Source organism: Sphingomonas sp., assembly GCF_017745215.1.
Taxonomy (GTDB): domain Bacteria; phylum Pseudomonadota; class Alphaproteobacteria; order Sphingomonadales; family Sphingomonadaceae; genus Sphingomonas.
The window spans coordinates 35,607-56,364 of record NZ_JAGHZV010000001.1 but is presented as its reverse complement, the minus strand read 5'-3'; the positions used below and the strand labels follow the sequence as shown (position 1 = coordinate 56,364).

Below are 20,758 nucleotides of genomic sequence, written 5' to 3'. Positions count from 1 at the left end.
AAAATAATGACGCCCAGTGACCCGCTCTCCGCCACCTTCGCCGCGCTCGCGGACCCGACACGGCGCGCGATCCTCGCCCGGCTCGCCGATGGCGAAGCGACCGTCGGCGAGCTCGCGCAGCCCTTCGCGATCAGCGGCCCCGCGATCACCAAGCACCTCAAGGTGCTCGAACGCGCCGGGCTGATCGCGCGCAGCCGCAACGCCCAGCAGCGCCCCGCCCGCCTCAACCCCGAGGCGCTCAAGGCCGCGCGCGACTGGCTCGAGGAATACCGCCGCTTCTGGGAGGGCCAGTTCGACCGGCTCGACCAGTATCTCCAGCAGATCCAGCAGAAGGAACCCAGGCCATGACCACCGACACGCCGCTTGGCCCCGGCTATCGGGTGCAGATCGTCCGCGAATTCGATGCGCCGCGCGCACTGGTGTTCGAATGCATGACCCACGCCGAGCATATGAAGCGCTGGTGGAGCCCGCACGGCTTCACCAATCCGGTCGCCGAATCCGATCCGCGCGTCGGCGGGGCGTGGGAAATCCACATGCAGGGGCCCGGGCCCTTCGGCATCAACCCGGTCCATGGCGAGTGGATCGAGCTGTCCCCGCCCGAACGGATGGTCTTCTCGGCGCGCGCCTTCCAGGGCGAGGACGGGCGCTGGGGGATCGACCATGTCTCGACCGCGGTATTCGAGGACCTGCCCGACGGCCGGACCAGGATGACCTTCGAGACGGTGGTCAAGCATGTGTCCGATGCGCTGCTCCCCGCGCTCGGCGGGATGGAGGCCGGCTGGCGCCAGAGCTTCGAGAAGCTCAACGGCCTGGCCGCCGAGCTCGCGATGAAGGCCGCCTTCGCACAGTGACGCCGGCTGTTGGCCCGGCCTCCGCGAACCGCTAGGAGGCCGGGCATGACAGCGAAACGAACCGGCGGCCGCATCCTCGTCGACAATCTGGTCGCGCAGGGCTGCGACCGCATCTTCCACGTCCCCGGCGAGAGCTTCCTCGCGGTGCTCGACGCACTCCACGACGTGCCGGAGATCGACCTCGTCACGTGCCGCCAGGAAGGCGGCGCGGCGTTCATGGCCTGCGCCGACGCGGCGATGACCGGCAAGCCCGGCGTCTGCTTCGTCACCCGCGGCCCCGGCGCGACCAACGGCTCGATCGGCGTCCATGTCGCGATGCAGGACTCGCAGCCGATGCTGTTCTTCATCGGCGACGTCGACCGCAGCATGCGCGACCGCGAGGGCTTCCAGGAAGTCGACCTCCCCGCGATGTTCGCGCCGCTCGCGAAATGGGCGACGCGGATCGAGGATGCCGCGCGCATCCCCGAGTACATCGCCCGCGCGTGGAACGTCGCGCAGTCGGGCCGCCCCGGCCCGGTGGTGATCGCGCTGCCCGAGGACATGCTCACCGACGTGGTCGAGGCAGTGGACCGGCCCAGGCTGGAGAAGGTCGAGCAGGCCGAGCATGCAGGCGCCGCGCTGGCCGGTCTCCTCAAGAAGGCGAAGTCGCCCATCGCCATCGTCGGCGGCGCGGGCTGGACGCCACGGGCGGGCCAATATTTCCAGCAGTTCGCCGAGCGCTCGGGCATCCCCGTCGCGGGCGCGTTCCGCCGGCAGGACGCGATCGACAACCAGTCGCCGGTCTGGGCGGGCAACCTCGGCTATGGCCCGAACCCGAAGCTCGTCGATCGCGTGAAGCGGGCCGACCTGCTCCTGGTCGTCGGCGCGCGGCTGGGCGAGGCGACGACCGACGGCTACACGCTCGTCACGCCCGATCACCCCGGGCAGACGCTGGTGCACGTCCACCCCGATCCGTCGGAGCTCGATCGCGTCTATCGCACGGACCTCGCGATCTGCGCGAGCATCGACGAATTCGCATCATCCGTCGGCCATTGGCAGGGCGTGGTTCCGCACGTTGGTGCGGGCGCCGAAGCGCATGCCGAGTGGCTGGACTGGTCGACCCCCAGGCCCCGCGACGGGGTGAAGCTCGACCTCGGCCCCTGCGTGCTCGCGATGCGCGAGGCGCTGCCGGCGGACACGATCATCTGCAACGGCGCGGGCAATTTCTCGGGCTGGTGGCACCGCTATTGGCGCTACGGCCCCCAGCCGACCCAGCTCGCCCCCACCGCCGGCGCGATGGGCTATGGCGTGCCCGCCGCGGTCGCAGCAGCCTTGCGCGCGCCCGGCCGCCAGGTCGTCGCGGTGGCGGGCGACGGCGACTTCCTGATGAACGGCCAGGAACTCGCCACCGCGGTCCAGCACGGCGCCAACCTGATCGTGATCCTCGTCGACAATGGCGCGTACGGCACGATCCGCATGCACCAGGAGCGCAACTACCCCGCGCGCCTGTCGGGCACGACGCTGCACAATCCCGATTTCGCTGCGCTTGCCCGCGCCTATGGCGGCTGGGCCGAGACGGTGGAGAGCACCGCCGACTTCGCGCCCGCCCTCCAGCGCGCGCTGGCTGAGACGGGCGTGCGCCTGCTCCACTTGAAGACCGACGTCGAGCAGATCACTCCGGCGGCAACGATCGCCGGAATCCGCGGGGCCTAGCGCGCCGGTTTCGCCTGGCAGAGCGCGATCTCCTCGCGCATCGCCCGCGCAGCCCATTGCTCGTCGACGCCGACCGCGCGGGCGAAGGCGCGCGCGAAGCCGACCGCGTGGATCGCGCTGCGAAACTCGCCAAAGCGCGCCGCCTCGATCGCCTCGAGGAAGCGCATCCCGATCCGCGTCTCGGCGGCGATGTCGGCCAGGCTCAGCCGGCGGGCGGTGCGCGCCGATCTGAGCGCGAGCGGCAGCCGCCGCGTATCGAAGGGCGCCAGTTCGTGCGGCGCGAAAGGCAGGACCGATTCCTCGGCCAGGGCTGCAGACGAATACGGCATGTCGACCCCATCTCGCTCGACCGGAATCGTCCCTTCCGGCCCACGTTGAAGACGGTATTAGGCCGTCCCACGGGCGAATCCCATCGCATGCGCGCTCGGCCCATCTTGAGCGGCGCCCAGTCTGTCACGGAAAGCGACCCGTCCGCGCAGGTTACGCCATTTCGGTGACGAATTTTCGACACTGCCCCGCGCAGGCTCAGTCGCCCGGCCAGCCCTGCATCCGCCGCGCGTGGTAGCGCGTGCGCAGCGTGATGCCGACGATCACCAGCGTCCACCCCACCACCATCGCCGCAACGGTCGCGAGCCCCAGCTTGCTGGCGAACAGCGGCCGGTGCAGCCGGCTCGCCCAGACGAACCCCACCGCGGCGAGCGCGACGATCGCCAGCCCCGGCCAGCGCCAACCGCGCGCGACTCGGCGCAGCTCGGCGCGATAGGCGGCGCGTCCCTCGGGCGTCTCGAGATCGGGCTTCATCGAACCTCCCCCTGCTCAGGGCGCGCAGCATAGTCCGTTTCGCAACCGATAGGAAAAAATTGCCGGGTGTCGCGGAACCGGGGCGGACGCCTGTCCTATTATGGAAGCTGGAGGGCTTTCGAGGGAGTTGGACCGCCATGCTTGGCTGGCGCGAACATCATATCGGACCGCGCAACGATCGCTATCGGATCGAGGGCGTCGACGTCTGGCGCGAGAAGTGGCGCTGGATCAACGGGCAGACCGTCTATCTGCCGAACCCGTTCCGCCCCGGCGAGAACGCCCGCTGCATGATCTGCGAGATCGGCGGCAAATATACCGGCATGGCACGCTTCGCCGCGAGCGAGCTCGAGAACGGCCTCTGGGTTTTCTACGTCCCCGAATGACCCCGAATTGATTGGGGCCGCCCGTTGCCGGACGGCCCCTTTGCGACCCAGTGCGACCCGCTTCTTGCGACCCGGCTCGCGGGGTTGGACGGCTCAGATGTCGTCGCCGAGCGCGCCCTTGACCTTGCCGATCAGCTGCTCGCCCTTGCCCTTGGCTTCCTGGGCAGCGCCTTCGTCGCGCGTGTCAGGATCGTCGCTGTGCTGCTTCATCTTGCCGGCGATCTCGTCGACGTTTCCTTTGATCTTGTCGGTCAGCTCACCCATGATAGGCTCCTCGATAAAGGGAATGGGGTTCGGCCTTATCAACGGGTTACGGTCGGCCATGGTTCCACGGGAGGGATGAAGGATGCCCGACCGCATCGCCGACCATTATGAGCGCCACGCCGACGCCTTCGACCGCGCGCGCCGCGAACGCTTCGTCGAGCGCGCCTGGTTCGATCGCTTCCTGATCGGCGTGCGCCGCGGCGGCGAGGTGCTCGACCTCGGTTGCGGCGCAGGTGAGCCGGTCGCGCGCTTCCTCGTTGACAAGGGCTATGCCGTCACCGGCGTCGACGCATCTGAGACGATGCTCGGCCTCGCGCGCATCCGCTTCCCGCGCCACCAATGGCTGCGCGGCGACATGCGCAGCGTGAGCTTCGAACGGCGCTTCGATGGCGTGCTCGCCTGGGACAGCTTCTTCCATCTGCCCGCCGGCGACCAGGCGGCGACGCTCGAGCGGATGGCGGGATGGCTCGCGGTGGGCGGAATGATGATGTTCAACACCGGGCCTGCGCACGGCGTCGCGATGGGCGAGCAGTTCGGCGACCCGCTGTTCCACGCGAGTCTCGACCCCGCCGACTATCGCGCGGTGTTCGCGCGCACCGGCCTGGCCGAAGTCGCCTTCGCGCCCGAGGACCCGAACGCCGGCGGGCGCAGCGTGTGGCTGGCGCGGAAGATCCGATAACCCAAAGCCGTGGTTGGGGCTGCTATTCCACCGCCTTCTTCAGAAACTCCAGCACCGCCTCCCACACCAGCCCGGCCCCCTGCGGATTGCGATCCGAGCGCAAGGTCGACGAGCCGTGCACCCCGCCCTTCGCCGGCACGAACTGCACCTTCGCCTTCGCCGGCACCGCGTCGAGCAGCGCCCTGGCCGCGGCGATTTCCTTCGGGTCCTCGGCCGAGGTCACGAACACCGGGATCGCCAGCTTCGCCGCGGCAGGCTTCACCGGCGGCCTGCCGTCGAAATATTCGTCCGGGGAGAAGGCGAGCAGCGCCGCGACCTTTCCGGCATGTTCGGCTGCGACGAGGAACACCAGCGATGCCGAATAGCTCGATCCCCAGAGCACCACCGGCAGCCGCTTGCCCTGCGCCCAGGCCAGCGCCGCCTCGAGGTCGCGCTTCGCCTCGAGATAGCTGCCCTCGTGCCCCAGCTCGGCGACGGTCTCGTTCGGCCCGTACATCCCGCCGCCCGAGCGCTGGTCGATCGCGAGCGACGAATAGCCCGCGTTCGCGAGCCGCAGCTGGATGTCGGCATATTCGGTCTTGCTCGACCCCGTCTGGTGGAAGAGGAGCACCAGCGCGCGCGGCTTGTCCCTGGCGGGCACGAAGGCGCCGAATACCTTCACCCCGTCCACTGCCCGAAGCGTCACCAGTTCGGCCCCGGCACTTGCAGTCGAGACCGGCGCCGGATCCTTGCCCGATTGCCCGCAACCCGCCAGCGCCAGCAGCGCAAGGGCAAGCGCGGGGCCGCGCATCAGATCAGCCCGGCCAGCGGGCTCGACGGGTCGGCGTAGCGCCGCTTGCCCATGCGCCCGGCGCGATAGGAGAGCCGCCCGGCCTCGACCGCGGCCTTCATCGCCGCCGCCATCATGATAGGGTCCTTGGCCTCGGCGATCGCGGTGTTCATCAGCACGCCGTCGCAGCCGAGCTCCATCGCCACCGCCGCATCGCTCGCGCTGCCCACACCGGCGTCGACCAGCACCGGCACCTTGGCGCCCTCGACGATCAGCCGGATCGTCACCTGGTTCTGGATGCCCAGCCCCGACCCGATCGGCGCGCCGAGCGGCATGATCGCGACAGCGCCCGCATCCTCGAGCTGCTTGGCGGCGATCGGATCGTCGACGCAATAGACCATCGGCTGGAAGCCTTCGTTCGCCAGCACCTCGGTCGCGCGCAGCGTCTCGACCATGTCGGGATAGAGCGTGCGCGCCTCGCCGAGCACTTCGAGCTTCACCAGTTCCCAGCCCCCCGCCTCGCGCGCCAGCCGCAGCGTGCGGATCGCACTCTCGGCGTCGAAGCAGCCCGCGGTGTTGGGGAGGTAGGTGATCTTCTTCGGATCGATATAGTCGGTGAGCATCGGCGCCTTGGGGTCGCTGACGTTCACCCGGCGCACTGCGACGGTGACGATCTCGGCACCCGAGGCCTCCACTGCCGCGGCGTTCTGCGCGAAATCCTTGTACTTGCCGGTGCCGACGATCAGCCGCGAGCGGAAGGTCTTGCCCGCGACGGACCAGCTGTCGTCCGCAACCGCCGTTCCGTGATCGCCGCCTCCGACAAAGTGGACGATCTCCAGCTCGTCGCCATCCTCGACGATCACCTGGCCCAGCGTCGAGCGCGGCACCACTTCGAGGTTGCGCTCGACCGCGAGCTTCTCCGGCACCAGGCCGATCTCTTCCGCGAGCTGGAGGATGGTGAGGCCGGCCATCACCCGGCGGTGCTCGCCGTTGACCGTGATCGAGATCGTTCCGTCGCTGTGCATGGCCGCGCATATAGAGAGCCGCGGCGCCGCGGGGCAACCGCAAGCGGCGAACGTTGCGCTTGCGGGCCGCGAATGCGATAGGAGCAGCCGCAACGGGGCCAAAAACAAAAGATGACCGAGACGATCTTCGTCCTCAACGGACCCAATCTCAATCTCCTCGGCCTGCGCGAGCCCGAGATCTACGGCCACGACACGCTCGACGACATCGCCGGCATGCTCGAGGACCGGGCGCGCGAGCTGGACCTGGCGATCGACATGCGCCAGTCGAATCACGAGGGGCACCTCATCGACTGGATGCACGAGGCGCAGGCAACGGGCGCCAGGGCGATCCTGCTCAACGCCGGCGCCTATACCCACACCAGCCTCGCGCTCTACGACGCCGCGCGCTCGATCAAGACGCCGGTGATCGAGGTCCATCTCTCCAACCCGCAAGCCCGGGAGGAGTATCGCCACACCAGCATCGTGGGTCGTGCCGCCCGAGGAACCATCGCAGGGTTCGGGGCGCTTTCCTATATGCTGGCGCTTGAAGCCGCCGCGCGACTCTGACAGAGGGCGCGGTTTCATCGTACAGAAGGGTCTATGGCCGATAACAATGATATGGGCGCGATGCGGATCGATATCGATCTGGTGCGCCAGCTGGCCGCGGTGCTCGACGAGACGCAGCTGACCGAGGTCGAGGTGCAGGACGGCGAGCGCCGCGTGCGAGTCGCCCGCGAAGTGACCGTGGCTGCGCTGCCCGCCGCCGTTGCGGCCCCCGTCGCCGCTGCACCTGCTCCCGTTGCGGCTGCCGCCGCAGCGCCGGCCGAGGCCGCGCCTGCCGCGCCCAGCACCGCCAACGCCGTCAAGTCGCCGATGGTCGGCACCGCCTATCTCTCGCCCAATCCCGACGCCAAGCCGTTCATCGCGGTCGGCCAGAAGGTCGCGGCGGGCGAGACGCTGCTGATCATCGAGGCGATGAAGACGATGAACCCGATCCCCGCCCCGTCCGCGGGCACGGTGACGGCGATCCTGGTCGAGAACGGCCGCCCGGTCGAATACGACCAGCCACTCGTCGTCGTCGAGTAAGCCTGAGTGTTGCGCCGCACCGGCCCGCTCCCCCACCCGGCCACCCATAAGATACTGCCGCTGGGTGGCCGGGCGGGGGAGCGGGCCGGTGCCGCCTAGGAAAAGAACATGCCCGAGATCAAGAAGCTCCTGATCGCCAATCGCGGCGAGATCGCGCTGCGCATCCATCGCGCCTGCCACGAGATGGGGATCAAGACGGTCGCGGTGCACTCCACCGCCGACACCGATGCGATGCACGTCCGCCTCGCCGACGAAGCGATCTGCATCGGCCCGCCGCCCGCGGCCGAGAGCTATCTCAACATCCCGCGGATCATCGCCGCCGCCGAAATCTCGGGCGCCGATGCGATCCACCCGGGCTATGGCTTCCTCTCGGAGAACGCCAAGTTCGCCGAGATCGTCGAGGCGCACGGGCTGATCTTCGTCGGCCCCAAGCCCGAGCACATCCGCACGATGGGCGACAAGATCGAGGCCAAGCGCACCGCGGGCAAGCTCGGCCTGCCGCTCGTCCCCGGCTCGGACGGCGCGATCAGCGACGTCGAGGAAGCCAAGAAGATCGCCGAGGCCGCGGGCTATCCGGTGATCATCAAGGCGGCATCGGGCGGCGGCGGCCGCGGGATGAAGGTCGTCACCAACCCCGCCGACCTCGAGGCGCAGATGCTTCAGGCGGGCAGCGAGGCCAAGGCCGCCTTCGGCGACGCCACCGTCTATCTCGAGAAATACCTCGGCAACCCGCGCCACATCGAAGTGCAGATATTCGGCGACGGCAACGGCAATGCGATACACCTCGGCGAGCGCGACTGCTCGCTCCAGCGCCGCCACCAGAAGGTGCTCGAGGAAGCGCCTTCGCCGGTGCTCTCCTCCGAGGAGCGCGAGCGGATCGGCGGCGTCTGCGCCAGGGCGATGGCCGACATGGGCTATCGCGGCGCGGGCACGATCGAATTCCTGTGGGAAGCCGGCGAGTTCTACTTCATCGAGATGAACACCCGGCTCCAGGTCGAGCATCCGGTGACCGAGATGATCACCGGGCTCGACCTCGTCCGCGAGCAGATCCGCATCGCCGAGGGGCATCCGCTGACGCTCCGCCAGCAGGACGTCCAGTTCCGCGGCCATGCGATCGAGTGCCGGATCAACGCCGAGGACCCGCGCACCTTCGCGCCCTCGCCCGGGCTGGTGAAGCAGTACCATGCGCCGGGCGGGATGAACGTCCGCGTTGATAGCGGGCTCTACGCGGGCTACAAGGTGCCGCCCTATTACGACAGCATGATCGCCAAGCTGATCGTCTACGGCACCACGCGCCAGGGCGCGCTCCGGCGCCTGCGCCGCGCGCTCGAGGAATATGTGATCGAAGGGATGAAGACCACCATCCCGCTCCACCAGGCGCTGCTCGACGACCCCGACTTCCAGGCGGGCAACTACACGATCAAGTGGCTCGAGGAGTGGCTGGCCAAGCAGGAGGGCTGATCCGTCCCGTCGCCGTCACCCCGGCCTTGTGCCGGGCCCACGGCGCGGCGCCGGTTGCCCTTCCGCTTCCTTTCCATCGCTCGCCGATCGGTGGGCCCGGGCACAAGGCCGGGGTGACCATTGGGGTGCGGGGAAACGAACCTTAGAAGATCGCCGACCTGCCGCATCGGGCTCTGACGCGCGACCCGTCTCAGGTCAGCAGGCCGATCACCCCGTCGACGATCCCGAGCAGGTTCTTCACCGCGCCGATCACGTCGGCGATCTGCTGGATGTCCGCGATCGCTTCGCCGATCTCCTTGGTGGCGTCGTTGATCGCGTCGAGGTGCTGCGTCACTTGCGCGGTATTCGCCGCGAAGATCACCGAATTGATCGACTGGATGCGCGAATTGACTTCGAGCACCTGCGCCTGGAGCTTGTTGGCCGTCGCGACGTCGTCGGTCTGGGCGATCTGCCCGCGCAGCGACTCGCGCAGCGCGCGCAGCTGCGTGGCAAGGGCTTCGAGTTCGTCCATCAGCCTTCTCCCCCCTTTGCGTCCTCGCGCGCCTTCTGGAAATAGCCGTTGATCTGCTCGATCCAGTAGAAGGTGCCGCCGGCGCTTCCCTTGGCCGCTTCGGAATGCGCCTCGGCCATCGCGAGCAGCGCGGTGCGCAGCCGCGCGAGCCGCTCGCGATAGGCCTGGCGCTCGTCGATCAGCGTGCCGTAGCTGACGAGCAGCGGCTTGCGCTCGTCCTCGGTGCCGTTCGCGACGCCGACGAACGCCGTCTCGACGCCGCTCAGCAACCCCGCCCAATGATCGTCGACCATCGCGCGCAGCGTGCCGGGCCGCGAGGTCGCGCCGGGCTCGCCGACCAGCCCTGCCAGCCCCGTCATCAGCGCGCGGAACTCGGGATCGGTGCGGCGCATGATCGCCAATGCCTTGCCCTCGGCCGCCGCCTGGACGATCGCACCGCCGAAGCTCGCGAACAGGCTCACCGCCTCGGGCGGGATCTTGGCGCCGAAGGTCGGGCTCTGCAGCGCCTCGCCGACACCCTTGAGATTGTCGGTGACCGCCGTCGAGCGCTTGGGGTCGACCAAGTCCTGCAGCGCCGCCAGATAGTTGTCGACGCCGTCGAACGCCGCTGCCCAGCGGCCCGCGGTCTCGGGTGCGATCGCCGGCGCGAACGCCGCTTCGCTGGGCCGCGCGCGCTGGGCGAGCAGCAAGGCGATCACGTCGTCGCGGTGCGCGGCATTGATCTCGCCGAAGACCGTCTCGGTCTCGGCGTTCGCCGCGGTCGCGCTGGTGCGGATCGCGCCGACGCCGGTCGACAGCACCGCGCCCTGCGTCGCGCAGGCCGTGAGCGCGAGCATCATGCCGATGACCAGGATAGTCCGAACCCGCGCGCGCATCGACCGTCTCCCCCCCGCCGCAGCGGATCCGGATTGAAGCGCGACCCCGTTCTCGTTTCCCGCGATCCTGTCGGCGCGCACCGGCACCGTCAATGGCGCGGAGCCGTTGCCGCCGATGTGGAACAATAATCCCGTCCCGCCGGGACTTGGCCCCACGCGCCCGCCCGCTTAGAGGAGCGCGCATGAAGGCGACCCTCTGGCACAATCCGCGCTGCTCCAAGTCGCGCGAGACGCTCGCGATCCTCCAGGACGCGCCCGGCGTCGAGGTCGAGGTGATCGAGTATCTCAAGCACCCGCCTACCCGCGAGACGCTCGCCGCGCTCTATGCCCGCGCCGGGCTCGCCCCGCGCGAGGGGCTCCGCAAGGCCGAGGACGGCGCCAAGGCGCTCAAGCATGCCTCCGACGAGGCGATCCTCGACGCGATGGTCGCCGATCCGATCCTGATCGAGCGCCCGCTGGTCGAGACCGAAAAGGGCGTCCGCCTCGGCCGCCCGCCCGAGAAGGTCCGCGAAATCCTCTAGGCATCCGCATCGGCTGTCGTGAACAGCCAAGCGAACGTCATGTCGGCGTCACACTGTTGATAAGTCACGACTCTGGAATCAATAGTTGTTGACCCTTCGGCACGCCGACCATAGGTCTGATGCAAGTAACGACTCAATCGAATATGAAGTTTTGCTGCGATGCGTCACAGGCATGCATCGAGATGAAGTGGCGCGTTGAATTACGTTTTTTATTCTTAAAATTGCATAAACCTTAAGCGTGAATCCATAAGATTCACCCTATTAACTTGTCTTTTTTACGTCCTGAATCACGATAAGATAACGGTCGCCAACACTGCGATTTCGTCAAGTCGCGTCAATTGTTTGCTGACGACGAAATCGCCGACGATATTGAAAGATATCTGAAGACATATTGTCGGCAAACTCAGTCTCGCCGAAGACAACGCGAACTCGACCGAGTCCGCGAGTGCCTTTCGGCGTCCTCAGCGAAGCGGGAGTAGCACCATGGCAAATCCGGTCAGTTTCGATCAGCTGCAAAACGGCTTTTACAATGCCCTCGCGGCGGGGCTCGGCTATGAGACGACGACGCCCTTCCAGGTCGTCCAGCCGTCTCCGCCCCTCGTCGGCGGCGCTGGCGCCGATGGCCGGCTCTGGAATTATCTCGACATCATCCCGCCGGCGACGCTCAACATGAACATCGCGCTCGGCGCGGGCGGCAACAAATTCTCGGCCGACTATCAGGGCGTGCTCTCGGCGCTGCAGCCGGCGAATGAGCTCTTCCCGAAGACCGTGGGCGACGCCTGCTACGGCAATTGGGCGACCGCGCGCAGCAAGAACCAGGTCGGCCCGACCGGGCAGGACTTCCAGCTCTGGGCCTATGGCTCGACGCCGTGCCAGACCGTCGCGCGCCAGGGCGCGATCGCGCTCAACCGCGACAACCTCGACCCGATCTTCGTCGCGCAGAACAACGCAATGCCCTATCAGCCGGCCGGCACCCAGCCGATCACCTTCTCGATCGACTACAACACCATGGTCCAGCTGCTGATGTCGGCGCCGTCGCGCAGCTTCAACGTCGCGCAGGGCAATTGGCAGACCGACGTCTCCAAGACCTGGACCAACGGCTCGACCGGCGGCTTCTTCGGCCTGTGGGGCGGCAGCAGCTCGTCCTCGACGATCAGCCAGAAGTTCGCGTCGAGCGGCGTGTCGCTGCAGGCGTCGTTCGCGAACGTCCTGCCGTTCACGACGAGCCCGGGCATCTGGTTCTCCTCGGCGGCGCTGGGCCTCGCCTACCACAATCCGAACGCGGCGCCCTGGGATCCGAACTCGACGATCAACTGGGACAACACCTTCGGCACCAACGGCAACATGCAGCGCTTCACCACGACGCTGCTGATCGCCAACAAGATGGAGATCCTCGTCCAGTCGGTGGCGAGCTACACCGAGACCGAGCAGACCGAGATCCGCAACAATTCGAGCGCGGGCCTCTGGCCGTTCTACTCGAGCAGCGGCTCGAGCGGCTCGTCGACCTATGCGAGCTTCAACGCGCAGGGCAATCTGACGGTCTCCATCACCAGCGACGCCGGCGTGCCGGTGGTCATCGGCGCGATCGTCGAATCGGCCGCTGGCTATCTCGGCAGCGAAGTCGAGGCGGCGAAGTTCCTCACCAGGACGCTGTTCGAACAGTCGGCACGCGAGCGCGTCCTCGAGCCGAGCTGAGCCTCGGCCGCGGCGCGCGCTCCCCGTGCGCGCCGAAGGAGCGGCCGGCAGGCTTCCCCCTGCCGGCCGCCTCCATCTTATCTTCACTCATGTCGCGGAGAGGGCCATGCCGACCTTCGACGAGCTGCAATCGCTGTTCCTCGAGCGTGAGTTTCGCGCGATCGGCCTGGCGACGACCACCGGCCAGGTGCTCCAGCCCGCTACGCCGATCACCGGCGGCGACCAGGGCCTCTGGGACTGGTTCAACCAGATCCCCGACACGTCGCAGATCATGGCGCCGACGGGCTCCGAATTCTTCTCGGCCTACAGCGACATGATCAATTCGCTGATCCCCGGCCGCAACCCGCTCGACCCGGTCGCGGTCGCGAAGAAGAACCTCGCCGCCTGGGGCTCGAACCCGCCCGGCTGGTCGATCGGCTATGACACCATGACGGGCCTGCTCGCCGCCGCGCCGACGGTGAGCTTCCCCGTCACCACTCCCGCGCCGCCCGCGAGCGACTTCTGGGGGCTATGGACGGAAAGCCCGGCGATCGACGGCATCGCGGGCCAGTTCGCCGCCGCGGCGCTGAGCATGAGCTTGTCCTTCGGCCATCTGCTGAACTTCGCGCCGACGCCGTCCAGCTGGTATCTCTCGACCGCGATGGCGACGGCCTACAACAATCCGGGCAAGAACCCCTGGAATCCGAGCTCGCCGATCAGCTGGAACTCGACCTTCGGCGCCGACGGCACGATGCCGCGCTTCGTCGCGAACCTGATCGTCGCCGACCAGATCGCGGTGACCTACACGTCGCAGGCCGAATTCGATTCGGACGACCAGGCGACGATCCAGGCCAATGCCGACAGCGGGCTCTGGCCCTATTATCTCGACAGCACGACCGCCTCGACCAGCGTCAGCTTCGACGGCGACGGGCACATGACCGTCTCGATCACCACGCCCGCCGGCGTGCCGATCGCGCTGGCCGGCACGGTGCTCTCGGCGCCGGCATATCTGGGGTTGAGTTGAGGCCTGGCGGCTGTCGCAGCCCGAAACCAATCCGTGGGCGGTCCTACCCGTCCGCCCCTCGCGCCACTTCGGCCGTGATGTCCTGCTTCACGCCATAGAGGACCGTCGCGCGGCCGTTCATCGAGGCGACGTCGGCCGAGACGCGCATCCAGCGCAGCGCACCGTCCGTCCGGCGGATCTGCGCCTCGAAGGTGAAGCTGCCGCAGCTCGCGATCGCTTCGCTGCGCAGCCGGTCGAGCAGTTCGCGCGACTCCTGGGTGTACATCTCGACGACTTCGCGCCGGTCGACCCGCTCGCCGCGGGGGATGCCGAAGATGTCGTAGACGCCGAAGGCCCAGGTGAGCGCGTCGTCGGCGAGGTCGCACTGGAAGGCGGCGGGTAGCGCGGCAACCGGCGCGAATGCGTCAGCCTCGCTGAAATGAGCGGGAAGGATCCAGCGATGAGCCACGCGATACTCCGGCAAGCACTTGGTCTTGCACCCCTATTGCACTCGATTCGTTGAGATTTGGCAAGCGCTATCCGGTGCGCGTCATCATCCACACGTCGTTCGAATAAATGAAGCGCGGCTCGCCTTCGCTCTGCTCGGAATATTTACCGCCGGTGAGGTACATCCGCCCGTCCGCCACCCAGGTCGCGACGCCGCCGCGCGGGCTCCACGGAGCTTCGACCCGGTCGAAGCTCCGCCCCTCCCCCAGCACGAGCATCGCGCTGCCGAACCCGCCCGCACGGTTCGCCGCGACCAGCCACAGCCGCCGGTCGAACACCTGCGGCGTGAACCCGCTCGGCGCTGGATCGGCAAGCACCGCCACGTCGCGCCGCCACTCGCGCCCGTCGCCGCTCGACCAGGCGTCGTTCGCCTGCGCGCCGTCGATCACCCCGCCGCCGAGCAGCCACAGCCGCCCGTCGAACGCCACTGCCTTGGCGGCCGCCCGCGGCGACCAGGGCGCCTCGGCGAGCACCCGCTCCCAGCGCAGCCCGTTCACCGAGCGCCACACCCCGTTGGTCTCGCGCCGCCCGTCGAACCCGCCGAGCAGCCAGAGATGGCCGCCGAAGCTAGCGCAGGCCGCGAAGACCAGCTTGGGCAGCGCGTCGCTACGCCCGAGATCGGTCCAGCCGCGATAGTCGAGCGTCCGTTTGACCAGCGGATCGATTCGGAAGCCGCGATAGTCGCCCTGGAGTTGCCCGATCGCCCAGGCGCCTTCGCCGTGCTGGACGAGCGGCAGATAGGCGCTGTTCGTCCCACTGGGTGGCATGCCCTCCTTCATCCACACCCGCCCGTCGCGCGAGGACCAGGTACCCTCGGGATGGAGTGCCACGAAGCGCCGGTCGGTCGAGACATGGACGGGGAAGTTGTACGAGCCCGGGAAGCCTGCCGCCTCGGTCAGTCGCGTCCAGCGATACACCGGCTCGCGCCGCACGCCCCCGCAGGCCGCGACGAGCCCGCCCGCCGTCATCCCCAGGAGTGTCCGCCGGTCCATCGCACCAGCCTAGCAAGAATCCATGCCGGGGTCACCGGGACTAGCCCCTCCGCGCCTGCCTCGCTAAGGGCACGGGCCATGACTGCGATCACCCCCGAAACCGTCGCCGAGCACGGCCTCTCCCCCGAGGAATATGAGCGCGTGCTTCACGCCATGGGTCGCGAGCCCAACCTCGTCGAGCTCGGCATCTTCTCGGTGATGTGGTCCGAGCATTGCAGCTACAAGAGCTCGCGCATCCACCTGAAGAAGCTCCCCACCACCGGCCCCCAGGTGATCTGCGGCCCCGGCGAGAATGCCGGCGTGGTCGACATCGGCGACGGCCAGGCGGCGATCTTCAAGATGGAGAGCCACAACCACCCCTCGTACATCGAGCCCTACCAGGGCGCGGCGACGGGTGTGGGCGGCATCCTGCGCGACGTCTTCACCATGGGCGCGCGCCCGATCGCCAACATGAACGCGCTGCGCTTCGGCCGGCCCGACCATCCCAAGATGCGCCACCTGATCGCGGGCGTCGTCCACGGCATCGGCGGCTACGGCAACTGCGTCGGCGTCCCCACGGTCGGCGGCGAAGTGAACTTCCACAAGGCCTATGACGGCAACATCCTCGTCAACGCGATGACTGTCGGCATCGCCGACACCGACAAGATCTTCTATTCGGCCGCGAGCGGGGTCGGCAACCCGATCGTCTACGTCGGCTCGAAGACCGGCCGCGATGGCATCCACGGCGCCACCATGGCGAGCGCCGATTTCGGCGAGGACAGCGAGGAGAAGCGCCCCACCGTCCAGGTCGGCGATCCCTTCACCGAGAAGCTGCTGATCGAGGCCTGCCTCGAGCTGATGTCATCGGACGCGATCGTCGCGATCCAGGACATGGGCGCGGCGGGGCTCACCAGTTCCTCGGTCGAGATGGCGTCGAAGGGCGGCGTCGGTATCGAACTCGTCATGGACGACGTCCCCCAGCGCGAGACGGGCATGACGCCCTATGAGATGATGCTCTCGGAGAGCCAGGAGCGCATGCTCATGGTGCTCAAGCCCGGCCGCGAGGCGTTCGCGGAGGCGATCTTCCGCAAATGGGAGCTCGACTTCGCCGTCATCGGCCATGTGACAGACACCGGCCGGATGGTGCTCAAGTGGAAGGGCGACACCGTCGCCGACATCCCGCTCGCCCCCCTCGCCGACGAAGCGCCGCTCTACGACCGCCCGCACGTCCCCACGCCGCCGCCCGCCGAGCTGGCCGACGTCCCCGAGTCCGACGATCCCGCCGCCGACCTGCTCAAGCTGATGGCCACCCCCGACCTCGCCAGCCGCCGCTGGATCTGGGAGCAGTACGACCACATGGTCGGCGCCGACACCGTCCAGCGCCCGGGCGGCGACGCCGCGGTGGTCCGCGTCCACGGCACCGACAAGGGCCTCGCGATCACCACCGACTGCACCCCGCGCTATTGCTTCGCCGACCCGGTCGAGGGTGGCAAGCAGGCCATCGCCGAAGCCTGGCGCAACCTTTCCGCGGTCGGCGCGCAGCCGCTCGCGGTCACCAACTGCCTCAACTTCGCCAACCCGCAGCGCCCCGAGATCATGGGCCAGATCGTCGGCTGCCTCGAAGGGATGAGCGAGGCCTGCCGCGCGCTCGACTTCCCGATCGTCTCGGGCAACGTCAGCCTCTACAACGAGTCCAAGGCCACCGGCGGCGGCTCGGCGATCCTGCCCACCCCCGCGATCGGCGCGATCGGCCTGCTCAAGGACTGGACCAAGAGCTGCACCATCGCCTTCAAGGGCACCGGCGACATCATCGTCGCGCTCGGCGAGCGCTCGGGCCACCTCGGCCAGTCGCTGTGGCTGCGCGAGCTCCACGGCCGCGAGGAAGGCCCGCCGCCGCCGGTCGACCTGATGGCCGAGCGCCGCGCCGGCGCCTTCGTCCGCCAGGCGATCGCCGGTGGCGCGATCACCGCGTGCCACGACGTCTCGGACGGCGGGCTCGCGGTCGCGATCGCCGAGATGGCGCTCGCCTCGGGCATCGGCGCGATCGTCGACCAGCCGCAGCCCTTCGGCGTCGCGGGCAGCTTCTTCGGCGAGGACCAGGGACTCTACGTCGTCACCGTCTGCGACAATTGCCTCGCCGACTTCCTCGTCGCCGCCGATCGCGCCGGCCTCGTCGCCGATCCGATCGGCCGCACGATCAAGGACCGGCTGATCTTCGAGCTGGAGGACAAGGATTGCTGCGTCGGCCTCGACGAGCTCCGCGCCGCGCACGAAGGCTTTTTCCCCGCGCTGATGAGGGGCGAAGTGGCCTGAACCGCTTCCAACGTACGGCATGACCCCTGGAACAAGGGCCTGTCATCCGTTGGAGAACGCCTCCCCTTCAGCCGTCATCCCGGCGAAAGCCGGGACCCAGGGTTACAGAGGACGTCGCTCGCGGCCCTGGGTCCCGGCTTTCGCCGGGATGACGCTTGGAGGAGGAAATCCTGTCTCGCAAATGATAACAGGCTCAACGTCAGGCTGGCGGTCTGGGTTTGATGGCGTCCGCCTGATCCAAATCAACGTAGCTACGGACTTGTACTTGCTGGAAGGCAGGCGTGCGCGCCGCTAAACTGCTGCTCGGAGGGACGGCATGACTGCAGGCTATTCGGGAACTCCCCTCGCCGCGAAGCTCGGCTTCGAGCGCGGCATGCGCGTCTGGTTCCACCACATGCCCGAGAGCGTCCACGCCGAGATCGATCCCGTCGGGCTCAACGTCGACGAGCAGGCGAGCGCGTCGGACGGGCTCCAGGCCGCGCACATCTTCGTCACTGCGCGCGCCGACCTCGAGCGCGAGGTCCAGGCGCTGCACCGGCTGATCGCACCCAACGGCTTCATCTGGGTCTCCTGGCCCAAGAAGGCGTCCAGGGTCGAAACCGACATCACCGAGGACGTGATCCGCGAAGTCGCGCTCCCGACGGGGCTCGTCGACGTCAAGGTCTGCGCGGTCGACGACATCTGGTCCGGTCTCAAGCTGGTGATCCGCAAGGAGCTTCGGTGAGCGATCCCGAAGCGCCTGCGCTTCCCTGGCAGCCCTATCCGCCGCTGGCCGACGAGGAGCGCATCGTCCGCGCCCAGGCCTTTGCGACGCGGATGGCGATGCGGCGCAGCTGCCGCGCTTTCCTGTCCGATCCGGTGCCGCAGGGCGTGATCGAGGCGGCGATCCGCGCCGCGGGCAGCGCGCCGAGTGGCGCCAACCACCAGCCCTGGCATTTCGCGGTGCTCTCCACCCCCGAGGCCAAGGCCGCGTTGCGCGTCGCCGCCGAGGAGGAGGAGCGCCGCTTCTACGGCGGCCGCGCCGGCGAGGAATGGCTGCGCGCGCTCGCGCCGCTCGGGACGGGCCCCGACAAGCCCTATCTCGAGGACGCGCCCTGGGTGATCGCCGCCTTCGCGCAGCGCCGCGGCGGGCTCGATCCGGCCGCGGCGGCGCAGAATTATTACGTCCTCGAGAGTGTGTGCATCGCCTGCGGGCTGCTGCTCGCCGCGCTCCATGAGGCGGGCGTCGCGACGCTCACCCATACGCCCAACCCGATGAAGTTCCTCAACCGCCTCTGCCGCCGCCCCGACGACGAGCGCCCGGTGATGCTCGTGATCGCCGGCCATGCCGCACCCGAGGCGGTCATCCCCGAACATGCGATGCGCAAGAAGCCGCTGGAGCAGATCCTCAGCTGGCTCTAAGCTGGCCGCCGAAGGTTGGGGAGCGAGACGATGAACAACTGGAGCATCGGCAAGCGGATTTCCTACGCCACGGCGGCGGCGGGGCTGCTCGATATCGGCATGGCGGCGATCACCGCGAACGCCAAGGGCCGCGCGGTCGCCGAGATGCTGCGCAGCGTCGCCAGCGGGCCTTTTCCGGGCGCGAGCAAATGGGGCGACCTCGGTTCGGTGGTCGGCCTCGTCGTCCATTTCGCGATCATGGGCGTGATGGCGGCAGTGTTCATGTTCGTCCGCGAGCGCAGCAGCTGGCTCCGGGCGCACAGCCTGGTCGGCGGCGCGATCTACGGCGTGATCCTGTGGCTGGTGATGTATGGCCTCGTCCTGCCGCTGCGCTTCGGCGCGCCCTTCCCCAGCCCCAATCCGGTCGAGATCCTCCTCCAGCTCTTCGCGCATGTCGTGCTGGTCGGCCTGACGATCGGCTGGGTCTCGAAGCGGTAGTCCGGAGCCGTCATCCCGGCGGAAGCCGGGACCCAGGGCCGCGAGCGATGCCCTCCGTAACCCTGGGTCCCGGCTTTCGCCGGGACGACGGTGCAGGAATGCCGAAACCCGTTCGGCGATTGATGACACGCCCTTGCTTCCGGGTCCAACGCTCCACCAGCGATGCCGCCAAGAGGTGGATTGGATACTGAAACACGTTCAGCACGACGAGGAACAGTCGATGAGGATGCCCTGGGCCCCGGCCCTCGCCGGATGACGAGTTGAGCAATGCCTCCATTCTCCCCTAGACCAGCGCCAATGTCCGCCGCCCGTATCCCCACGCTCGACATCGTCCGCGGCGTGGCGGTGCTCGGCATCCTGCTCCTCAACATCGTCGACTTCGCCATGCCCCAGGCGGCCTATACCAACCCGCGCGCCTATGGCGGCTGGCACGGCGCCGACCTCGCGGTGTGGCTGGTCAACTTCCTGCTCTTCGACGGCAAGATGCGCGGGCTCTTCTCCTGCCTGTTCGGCGCGTCGATGCTGCTCGTCATCGAGCGCGCCGAGGCCGAGGGGCGCAGCGCCGCACGCACCCATTTCGCGCGAATGCTCTGGCTGCTCGCCTTCGGCTACCTCCACCTGCTCCTCATCTGGCGCGGCGACATCCTCGCGCTCTACGCGCTCGTCGGCATGATCGCTTGGGCATGCCGCCGGATGGAACCCGAGCGGCTGCTCGCGCTCGGCATCGCGCTGGTGCTCGTCTCGGCCTTCGCCGCCGCCGCGACGCCCTATGGCATCGCGGAGGCGCTCGCCGACCCCGGACCCCGGGCCGCGCCCGCGCTCGCCGAATGGAACCGCTACCTCGGCACGCCCACCCCCGCCGCGATCGCGCAGGAGCTCGCGCTGTACCGCGGCACCTATCCAGCGATCCTCGCCGACCGCCTGACCGACTGGGACATCCCGATCCGCCTCCTCGCCAACGCCGGCGCCGAGACGCTGGCCTACATGTGCTTCGGCATGGCGGCGCTGCGCAGCGGCTTTGCGAGCGGCGAGTGGGTGCGCGGCGCCTATCGCCGGGGGCTCAAGCTCGGCTTCGGCATCGGCCTGCCGCTCACCGCCGCGATGGCCGCCTGGCTGATCGCCGCGCAATTCGCGCTGCTCCCGGTCGCGATCGTCGTGCTGCTGCTCGAGGCGCTGGTGCGGCCGCTGATGATCTTCGGCTGGGCCTGCCTGATCCTGCTGCTCGCGCGGCCCGGCGGCGCGCTCACGCTGCGCCTCGCCGCGGCGGGGCGGATGGCCTTCACCAACTATCTCGCGACCAGCGTGATCTGCACGACGCTCTTCTACGGCTATGGCCTCGGCTGGTTCGGCCATCTGAGCCGTGCCCAGCTCTACCTGGTCGTGCCGCTCGTCTGGACGGCGATCCTGCTCTGGTCCAAGCCCTGGCTCGCGCGCTTCCGCTACGGCCCGCTCGAATGGCTCTGGCGCAGCCTCGCCCGCGCCCGGCTCCAGCCGATCCGCGGCGCCGCCTGAGCC

The 20,758-nt window shown here is 68.5% G+C and carries 25 protein-coding genes; 16 read left to right on the top strand and 9 right to left on the bottom strand.

Annotated features, from left to right (window positions below; all coding sequences use genetic code 11):
- Positions 1-6: 6 nt before the first annotated feature.
- From J7495_RS00335 to J7495_RS00325, 3 genes are read left to right on the top strand one after another with little or no spacing between them, the layout of a single operon-like run.
- Positions 7-348: a metalloregulator ArsR/SmtB family transcription factor gene (locus J7495_RS00335; protein WP_294054070.1), complete on the top strand. Its 342-nt coding sequence runs from the start codon at positions 7-9 to the stop codon at positions 346-348.
- Positions 345-851, top strand: coding sequence for an SRPBCC domain-containing protein (locus tag J7495_RS00330; RefSeq protein ID WP_294054069.1), 507 nt, complete (start codon positions 345-347; stop codon positions 849-851). The genes J7495_RS00335 and J7495_RS00330 overlap by 4 nt, the downstream gene beginning before the upstream one ends.
- Before the next feature lie 45 nt (positions 852-896).
- Entirely contained in the window at positions 897-2,543 is a 1,647-nt protein-coding gene (locus J7495_RS00325; RefSeq protein WP_294054068.1) for a thiamine pyrophosphate-binding protein, read from the top strand.
- Here J7495_RS00325 and J7495_RS00320 read toward each other — a convergent pair.
- Positions 2,540-2,872 (bottom strand): helix-turn-helix transcriptional regulator, encoded by a 333-nt coding sequence (locus J7495_RS00320; RefSeq protein WP_294054067.1) that lies wholly within the window; start codon positions 2,870-2,872, stop codon positions 2,540-2,542. The genes J7495_RS00325 and J7495_RS00320 overlap by 4 nt on opposite strands.
- Positions 2,873-3,068: 196 nt before the next feature.
- On the bottom strand, positions 3,069-3,344 hold the full coding sequence (locus tag J7495_RS00315; RefSeq protein ID WP_294054066.1) for a hypothetical protein: 276 nt from the start codon (positions 3,342-3,344) through the stop codon (positions 3,069-3,071).
- A gap of 137 nt (positions 3,345-3,481) precedes the next feature.
- Between J7495_RS00315 and J7495_RS00310 the strand changes: the two genes are divergently transcribed.
- A complete protein-coding gene (locus J7495_RS00310; RefSeq protein ID WP_294054065.1) occupies positions 3,482-3,727 on the top strand; it encodes a hypothetical protein in 246 nt (81 codons plus the stop codon).
- Between the two features lie 93 nt (positions 3,728-3,820).
- Here J7495_RS00310 and J7495_RS00305 read toward each other — a convergent pair whose 3' ends face one another.
- Positions 3,821-3,991 carry a CsbD family protein gene (locus J7495_RS00305; RefSeq protein ID WP_294054064.1) on the bottom strand — a complete coding sequence of 57 codons (171 nt, stop codon included), beginning with the start codon at positions 3,989-3,991 and terminating at the stop codon, positions 3,821-3,823.
- An 82-nt stretch (positions 3,992-4,073) separates the two neighbouring features.
- Here J7495_RS00305 and J7495_RS00300 point away from each other — a divergent pair, with 82 nt between their 5' ends.
- A complete protein-coding gene (locus J7495_RS00300) occupies positions 4,074-4,670 on the top strand; it encodes a class I SAM-dependent methyltransferase (RefSeq protein WP_294054063.1) in 597 nt (198 codons plus the stop codon).
- 22 nt (positions 4,671-4,692) lie between these two features.
- On the opposite strand, the gene J7495_RS00295 is transcribed toward J7495_RS00300, so the two are convergent.
- On the bottom strand, positions 4,693-5,460 hold the full coding sequence (locus J7495_RS00295) for an alpha/beta hydrolase (RefSeq protein ID WP_294054062.1): 768 nt from the start codon (positions 5,458-5,460) through the stop codon (positions 4,693-4,695).
- Entirely contained in the window at positions 5,460-6,464 is a 1,005-nt protein-coding gene (gene thiS, locus J7495_RS00290) for a sulfur carrier protein ThiS (protein WP_294054061.1), read from the bottom strand. The genes J7495_RS00295 and thiS overlap by 1 nt, the downstream gene beginning before the upstream one ends.
- 111 nt (positions 6,465-6,575) lie before the next feature.
- Here thiS and aroQ point away from each other — a divergent pair, with 111 nt between their 5' ends.
- From aroQ to accC, 3 genes are all read left to right on the top strand, one after another.
- Positions 6,576-7,010: a type II 3-dehydroquinate dehydratase gene (aroQ, locus tag J7495_RS00285; RefSeq protein ID WP_294054060.1), complete on the top strand. Its 435-nt coding sequence runs from the start codon at positions 6,576-6,578 to the stop codon at positions 7,008-7,010.
- A gap of 33 nt (positions 7,011-7,043) precedes the next feature.
- Positions 7,044-7,529: an acetyl-CoA carboxylase biotin carboxyl carrier protein gene (gene accB / locus J7495_RS00280; protein ID WP_294054059.1), complete on the top strand. Its 486-nt coding sequence runs from the start codon at positions 7,044-7,046 to the stop codon at positions 7,527-7,529.
- Positions 7,530-7,637: 108 nt separating this feature from the next.
- Positions 7,638-8,990 (top strand): acetyl-CoA carboxylase biotin carboxylase subunit, encoded by a 1,353-nt coding sequence (gene accC, locus J7495_RS00275; RefSeq protein ID WP_294054058.1) that lies wholly within the window; start codon positions 7,638-7,640, stop codon positions 8,988-8,990.
- Positions 8,991-9,180: 190 nt separating this feature from the next.
- Here accC and J7495_RS00270 read toward each other — a convergent pair whose 3' ends face one another.
- Both J7495_RS00270 and J7495_RS00265 read right to left on the bottom strand, forming a co-directional pair.
- Complete coding sequence (locus tag J7495_RS00270; RefSeq protein WP_294054057.1) at positions 9,181-9,501, bottom strand: hypothetical protein; 321 nt, start codon at positions 9,499-9,501, stop codon at positions 9,181-9,183.
- Positions 9,501-10,376: a hypothetical protein gene (locus J7495_RS00265; RefSeq protein ID WP_294054056.1), complete on the bottom strand. Its 876-nt coding sequence runs from the start codon at positions 10,374-10,376 to the stop codon at positions 9,501-9,503. The genes J7495_RS00270 and J7495_RS00265 overlap by 1 nt, the downstream gene beginning before the upstream one ends.
- A gap of 182 nt (positions 10,377-10,558) precedes the next feature.
- Here J7495_RS00265 and arsC point away from each other — a divergent pair, with 182 nt between their 5' ends.
- The 3 genes from arsC (at position 10,559) to J7495_RS00250 (ending at position 13,595) form a co-directional block, all read left to right on the top strand.
- Positions 10,559-10,897, top strand: a complete 339-nt coding sequence (gene arsC / locus J7495_RS00260) for an arsenate reductase (glutaredoxin) (protein WP_294054055.1) — start codon at positions 10,559-10,561, stop codon at positions 10,895-10,897.
- A 483-nt stretch (positions 10,898-11,380) separates the two neighbouring features.
- Positions 11,381-12,592, top strand: coding sequence for a hypothetical protein (locus J7495_RS00255; RefSeq protein ID WP_294054054.1), 1,212 nt, complete (start codon positions 11,381-11,383; stop codon positions 12,590-12,592).
- A 106-nt stretch (positions 12,593-12,698) separates the two neighbouring features.
- Entirely contained in the window at positions 12,699-13,595 is an 897-nt protein-coding gene (locus tag J7495_RS00250) for a hypothetical protein (protein ID WP_294054053.1), read from the top strand.
- A 43-nt stretch (positions 13,596-13,638) separates the two neighbouring features.
- Here J7495_RS00250 and J7495_RS00245 read toward each other — a convergent pair whose 3' ends face one another.
- Together J7495_RS00245 and J7495_RS00240 are read right to left on the bottom strand one after the other, a co-directional pair.
- Positions 13,639-14,043, bottom strand: a complete 405-nt coding sequence (locus J7495_RS00245; RefSeq protein ID WP_294054052.1) for a PAS domain-containing protein — start codon at positions 14,041-14,043, stop codon at positions 13,639-13,641.
- A 67-nt stretch (positions 14,044-14,110) separates the two neighbouring features.
- A complete protein-coding gene (locus J7495_RS00240) occupies positions 14,111-15,073 on the bottom strand; it encodes a hypothetical protein (RefSeq protein ID WP_294054051.1) in 963 nt (320 codons plus the stop codon).
- A 78-nt stretch (positions 15,074-15,151) separates the two neighbouring features.
- On the opposite strand from J7495_RS00240, the gene purL reads away from it, so the two are divergent.
- The 5 genes from purL (at position 15,152) to J7495_RS00215 (ending at position 20,755) form a co-directional block, all read left to right on the top strand.
- Positions 15,152-17,365 (top strand): phosphoribosylformylglycinamidine synthase subunit PurL, encoded by a 2,214-nt coding sequence (gene purL, locus J7495_RS00235; RefSeq protein ID WP_294054050.1) that lies wholly within the window; start codon positions 15,152-15,154, stop codon positions 17,363-17,365.
- A 316-nt stretch (positions 17,366-17,681) separates the two neighbouring features.
- Positions 17,682-18,089, top strand: coding sequence for a hypothetical protein (locus J7495_RS00230; RefSeq protein ID WP_294054049.1), 408 nt, complete (start codon positions 17,682-17,684; stop codon positions 18,087-18,089).
- Positions 18,086-18,766 carry a nitroreductase family protein gene (locus J7495_RS00225; protein ID WP_294054048.1) on the top strand — a complete coding sequence of 227 codons (681 nt, stop codon included), beginning with the start codon at positions 18,086-18,088 and terminating at the stop codon, positions 18,764-18,766. Before J7495_RS00230 ends, J7495_RS00225 begins: the two co-directional genes overlap by 4 nt.
- A gap of 30 nt (positions 18,767-18,796) precedes the next feature.
- Positions 18,797-19,243 carry a hypothetical protein gene (locus J7495_RS00220; RefSeq protein WP_294054047.1) on the top strand — a complete coding sequence of 149 codons (447 nt, stop codon included), beginning with the start codon at positions 18,797-18,799 and terminating at the stop codon, positions 19,241-19,243.
- A gap of 297 nt (positions 19,244-19,540) precedes the next feature.
- On the top strand, positions 19,541-20,755 hold the full coding sequence (locus J7495_RS00215; RefSeq protein WP_294054046.1) for a DUF418 domain-containing protein: 1,215 nt from the start codon (positions 19,541-19,543) through the stop codon (positions 20,753-20,755).
- Positions 20,756-20,758 lie beyond the last annotated feature (3 nt).

What these genes read in the sequence shown, in the direction of transcription:
- J7495_RS00335 (WP_294054070.1), top strand. Translation starts at nt 7, where the DNA reads ATGACGCCCAGTGACCCGCTCTCCGCCACCTTCGCCGCGCTCGCGGAC.
- J7495_RS00330 (WP_294054069.1), top strand. Translation starts at nt 345, where the DNA reads ATGACCACCGACACGCCGCTTGGCCCCGGCTATCGGGTGCAGATCGTC.
- J7495_RS00325 (WP_294054068.1), top strand. Translation starts at nt 897, where the DNA reads ATGACAGCGAAACGAACCGGCGGCCGCATCCTCGTCGACAATCTGGTC.
- J7495_RS00320 (WP_294054067.1), bottom strand. Translation starts at nt 2,872, where the DNA reads ATGCCGTATTCGTCTGCAGCCCTGGCCGAGGAATCGGTCCTGCCTTTC.
- J7495_RS00315 (WP_294054066.1), bottom strand. Translation starts at nt 3,344, where the DNA reads ATGAAGCCCGATCTCGAGACGCCCGAGGGACGCGCCGCCTATCGCGCC.
- J7495_RS00310 (WP_294054065.1), top strand. Translation starts at nt 3,482, where the DNA reads ATGCTTGGCTGGCGCGAACATCATATCGGACCGCGCAACGATCGCTAT.
- J7495_RS00305 (WP_294054064.1), bottom strand. Translation starts at nt 3,991, where the DNA reads ATGGGTGAGCTGACCGACAAGATCAAAGGAAACGTCGACGAGATCGCC.
- J7495_RS00300 (WP_294054063.1), top strand. Translation starts at nt 4,074, where the DNA reads ATGCCCGACCGCATCGCCGACCATTATGAGCGCCACGCCGACGCCTTC.
- J7495_RS00295 (WP_294054062.1), bottom strand. Translation starts at nt 5,460, where the DNA reads ATGCGCGGCCCCGCGCTTGCCCTTGCGCTGCTGGCGCTGGCGGGTTGC.
- thiS (WP_294054061.1), bottom strand. Translation starts at nt 6,464, where the DNA reads ATGCACAGCGACGGAACGATCTCGATCACGGTCAACGGCGAGCACCGC.
- aroQ (WP_294054060.1), top strand. Translation starts at nt 6,576, where the DNA reads ATGACCGAGACGATCTTCGTCCTCAACGGACCCAATCTCAATCTCCTC.
- accB (WP_294054059.1), top strand. Translation starts at nt 7,044, where the DNA reads ATGGCCGATAACAATGATATGGGCGCGATGCGGATCGATATCGATCTG.
- accC (WP_294054058.1), top strand. Translation starts at nt 7,638, where the DNA reads ATGCCCGAGATCAAGAAGCTCCTGATCGCCAATCGCGGCGAGATCGCG.
- J7495_RS00270 (WP_294054057.1), bottom strand. Translation starts at nt 9,501, where the DNA reads ATGGACGAACTCGAAGCCCTTGCCACGCAGCTGCGCGCGCTGCGCGAG.
- J7495_RS00265 (WP_294054056.1), bottom strand. Translation starts at nt 10,376, where the DNA reads ATGCGCGCGCGGGTTCGGACTATCCTGGTCATCGGCATGATGCTCGCG.
- arsC (WP_294054055.1), top strand. Translation starts at nt 10,559, where the DNA reads ATGAAGGCGACCCTCTGGCACAATCCGCGCTGCTCCAAGTCGCGCGAG.
- J7495_RS00255 (WP_294054054.1), top strand. Translation starts at nt 11,381, where the DNA reads ATGGCAAATCCGGTCAGTTTCGATCAGCTGCAAAACGGCTTTTACAAT.
- J7495_RS00250 (WP_294054053.1), top strand. Translation starts at nt 12,699, where the DNA reads ATGCCGACCTTCGACGAGCTGCAATCGCTGTTCCTCGAGCGTGAGTTT.
- J7495_RS00240 (WP_294054051.1), bottom strand. Translation starts at nt 15,073, where the DNA reads ATGGACCGGCGGACACTCCTGGGGATGACGGCGGGCGGGCTCGTCGCG.
- purL (WP_294054050.1), top strand. Translation starts at nt 15,152, where the DNA reads ATGACTGCGATCACCCCCGAAACCGTCGCCGAGCACGGCCTCTCCCCC.
- J7495_RS00230 (WP_294054049.1), top strand. Translation starts at nt 17,682, where the DNA reads ATGACTGCAGGCTATTCGGGAACTCCCCTCGCCGCGAAGCTCGGCTTC.
- J7495_RS00220 (WP_294054047.1), top strand. Translation starts at nt 18,797, where the DNA reads ATGAACAACTGGAGCATCGGCAAGCGGATTTCCTACGCCACGGCGGCG.
- J7495_RS00215 (WP_294054046.1), top strand. Translation starts at nt 19,541, where the DNA reads ATGTCCGCCGCCCGTATCCCCACGCTCGACATCGTCCGCGGCGTGGCG.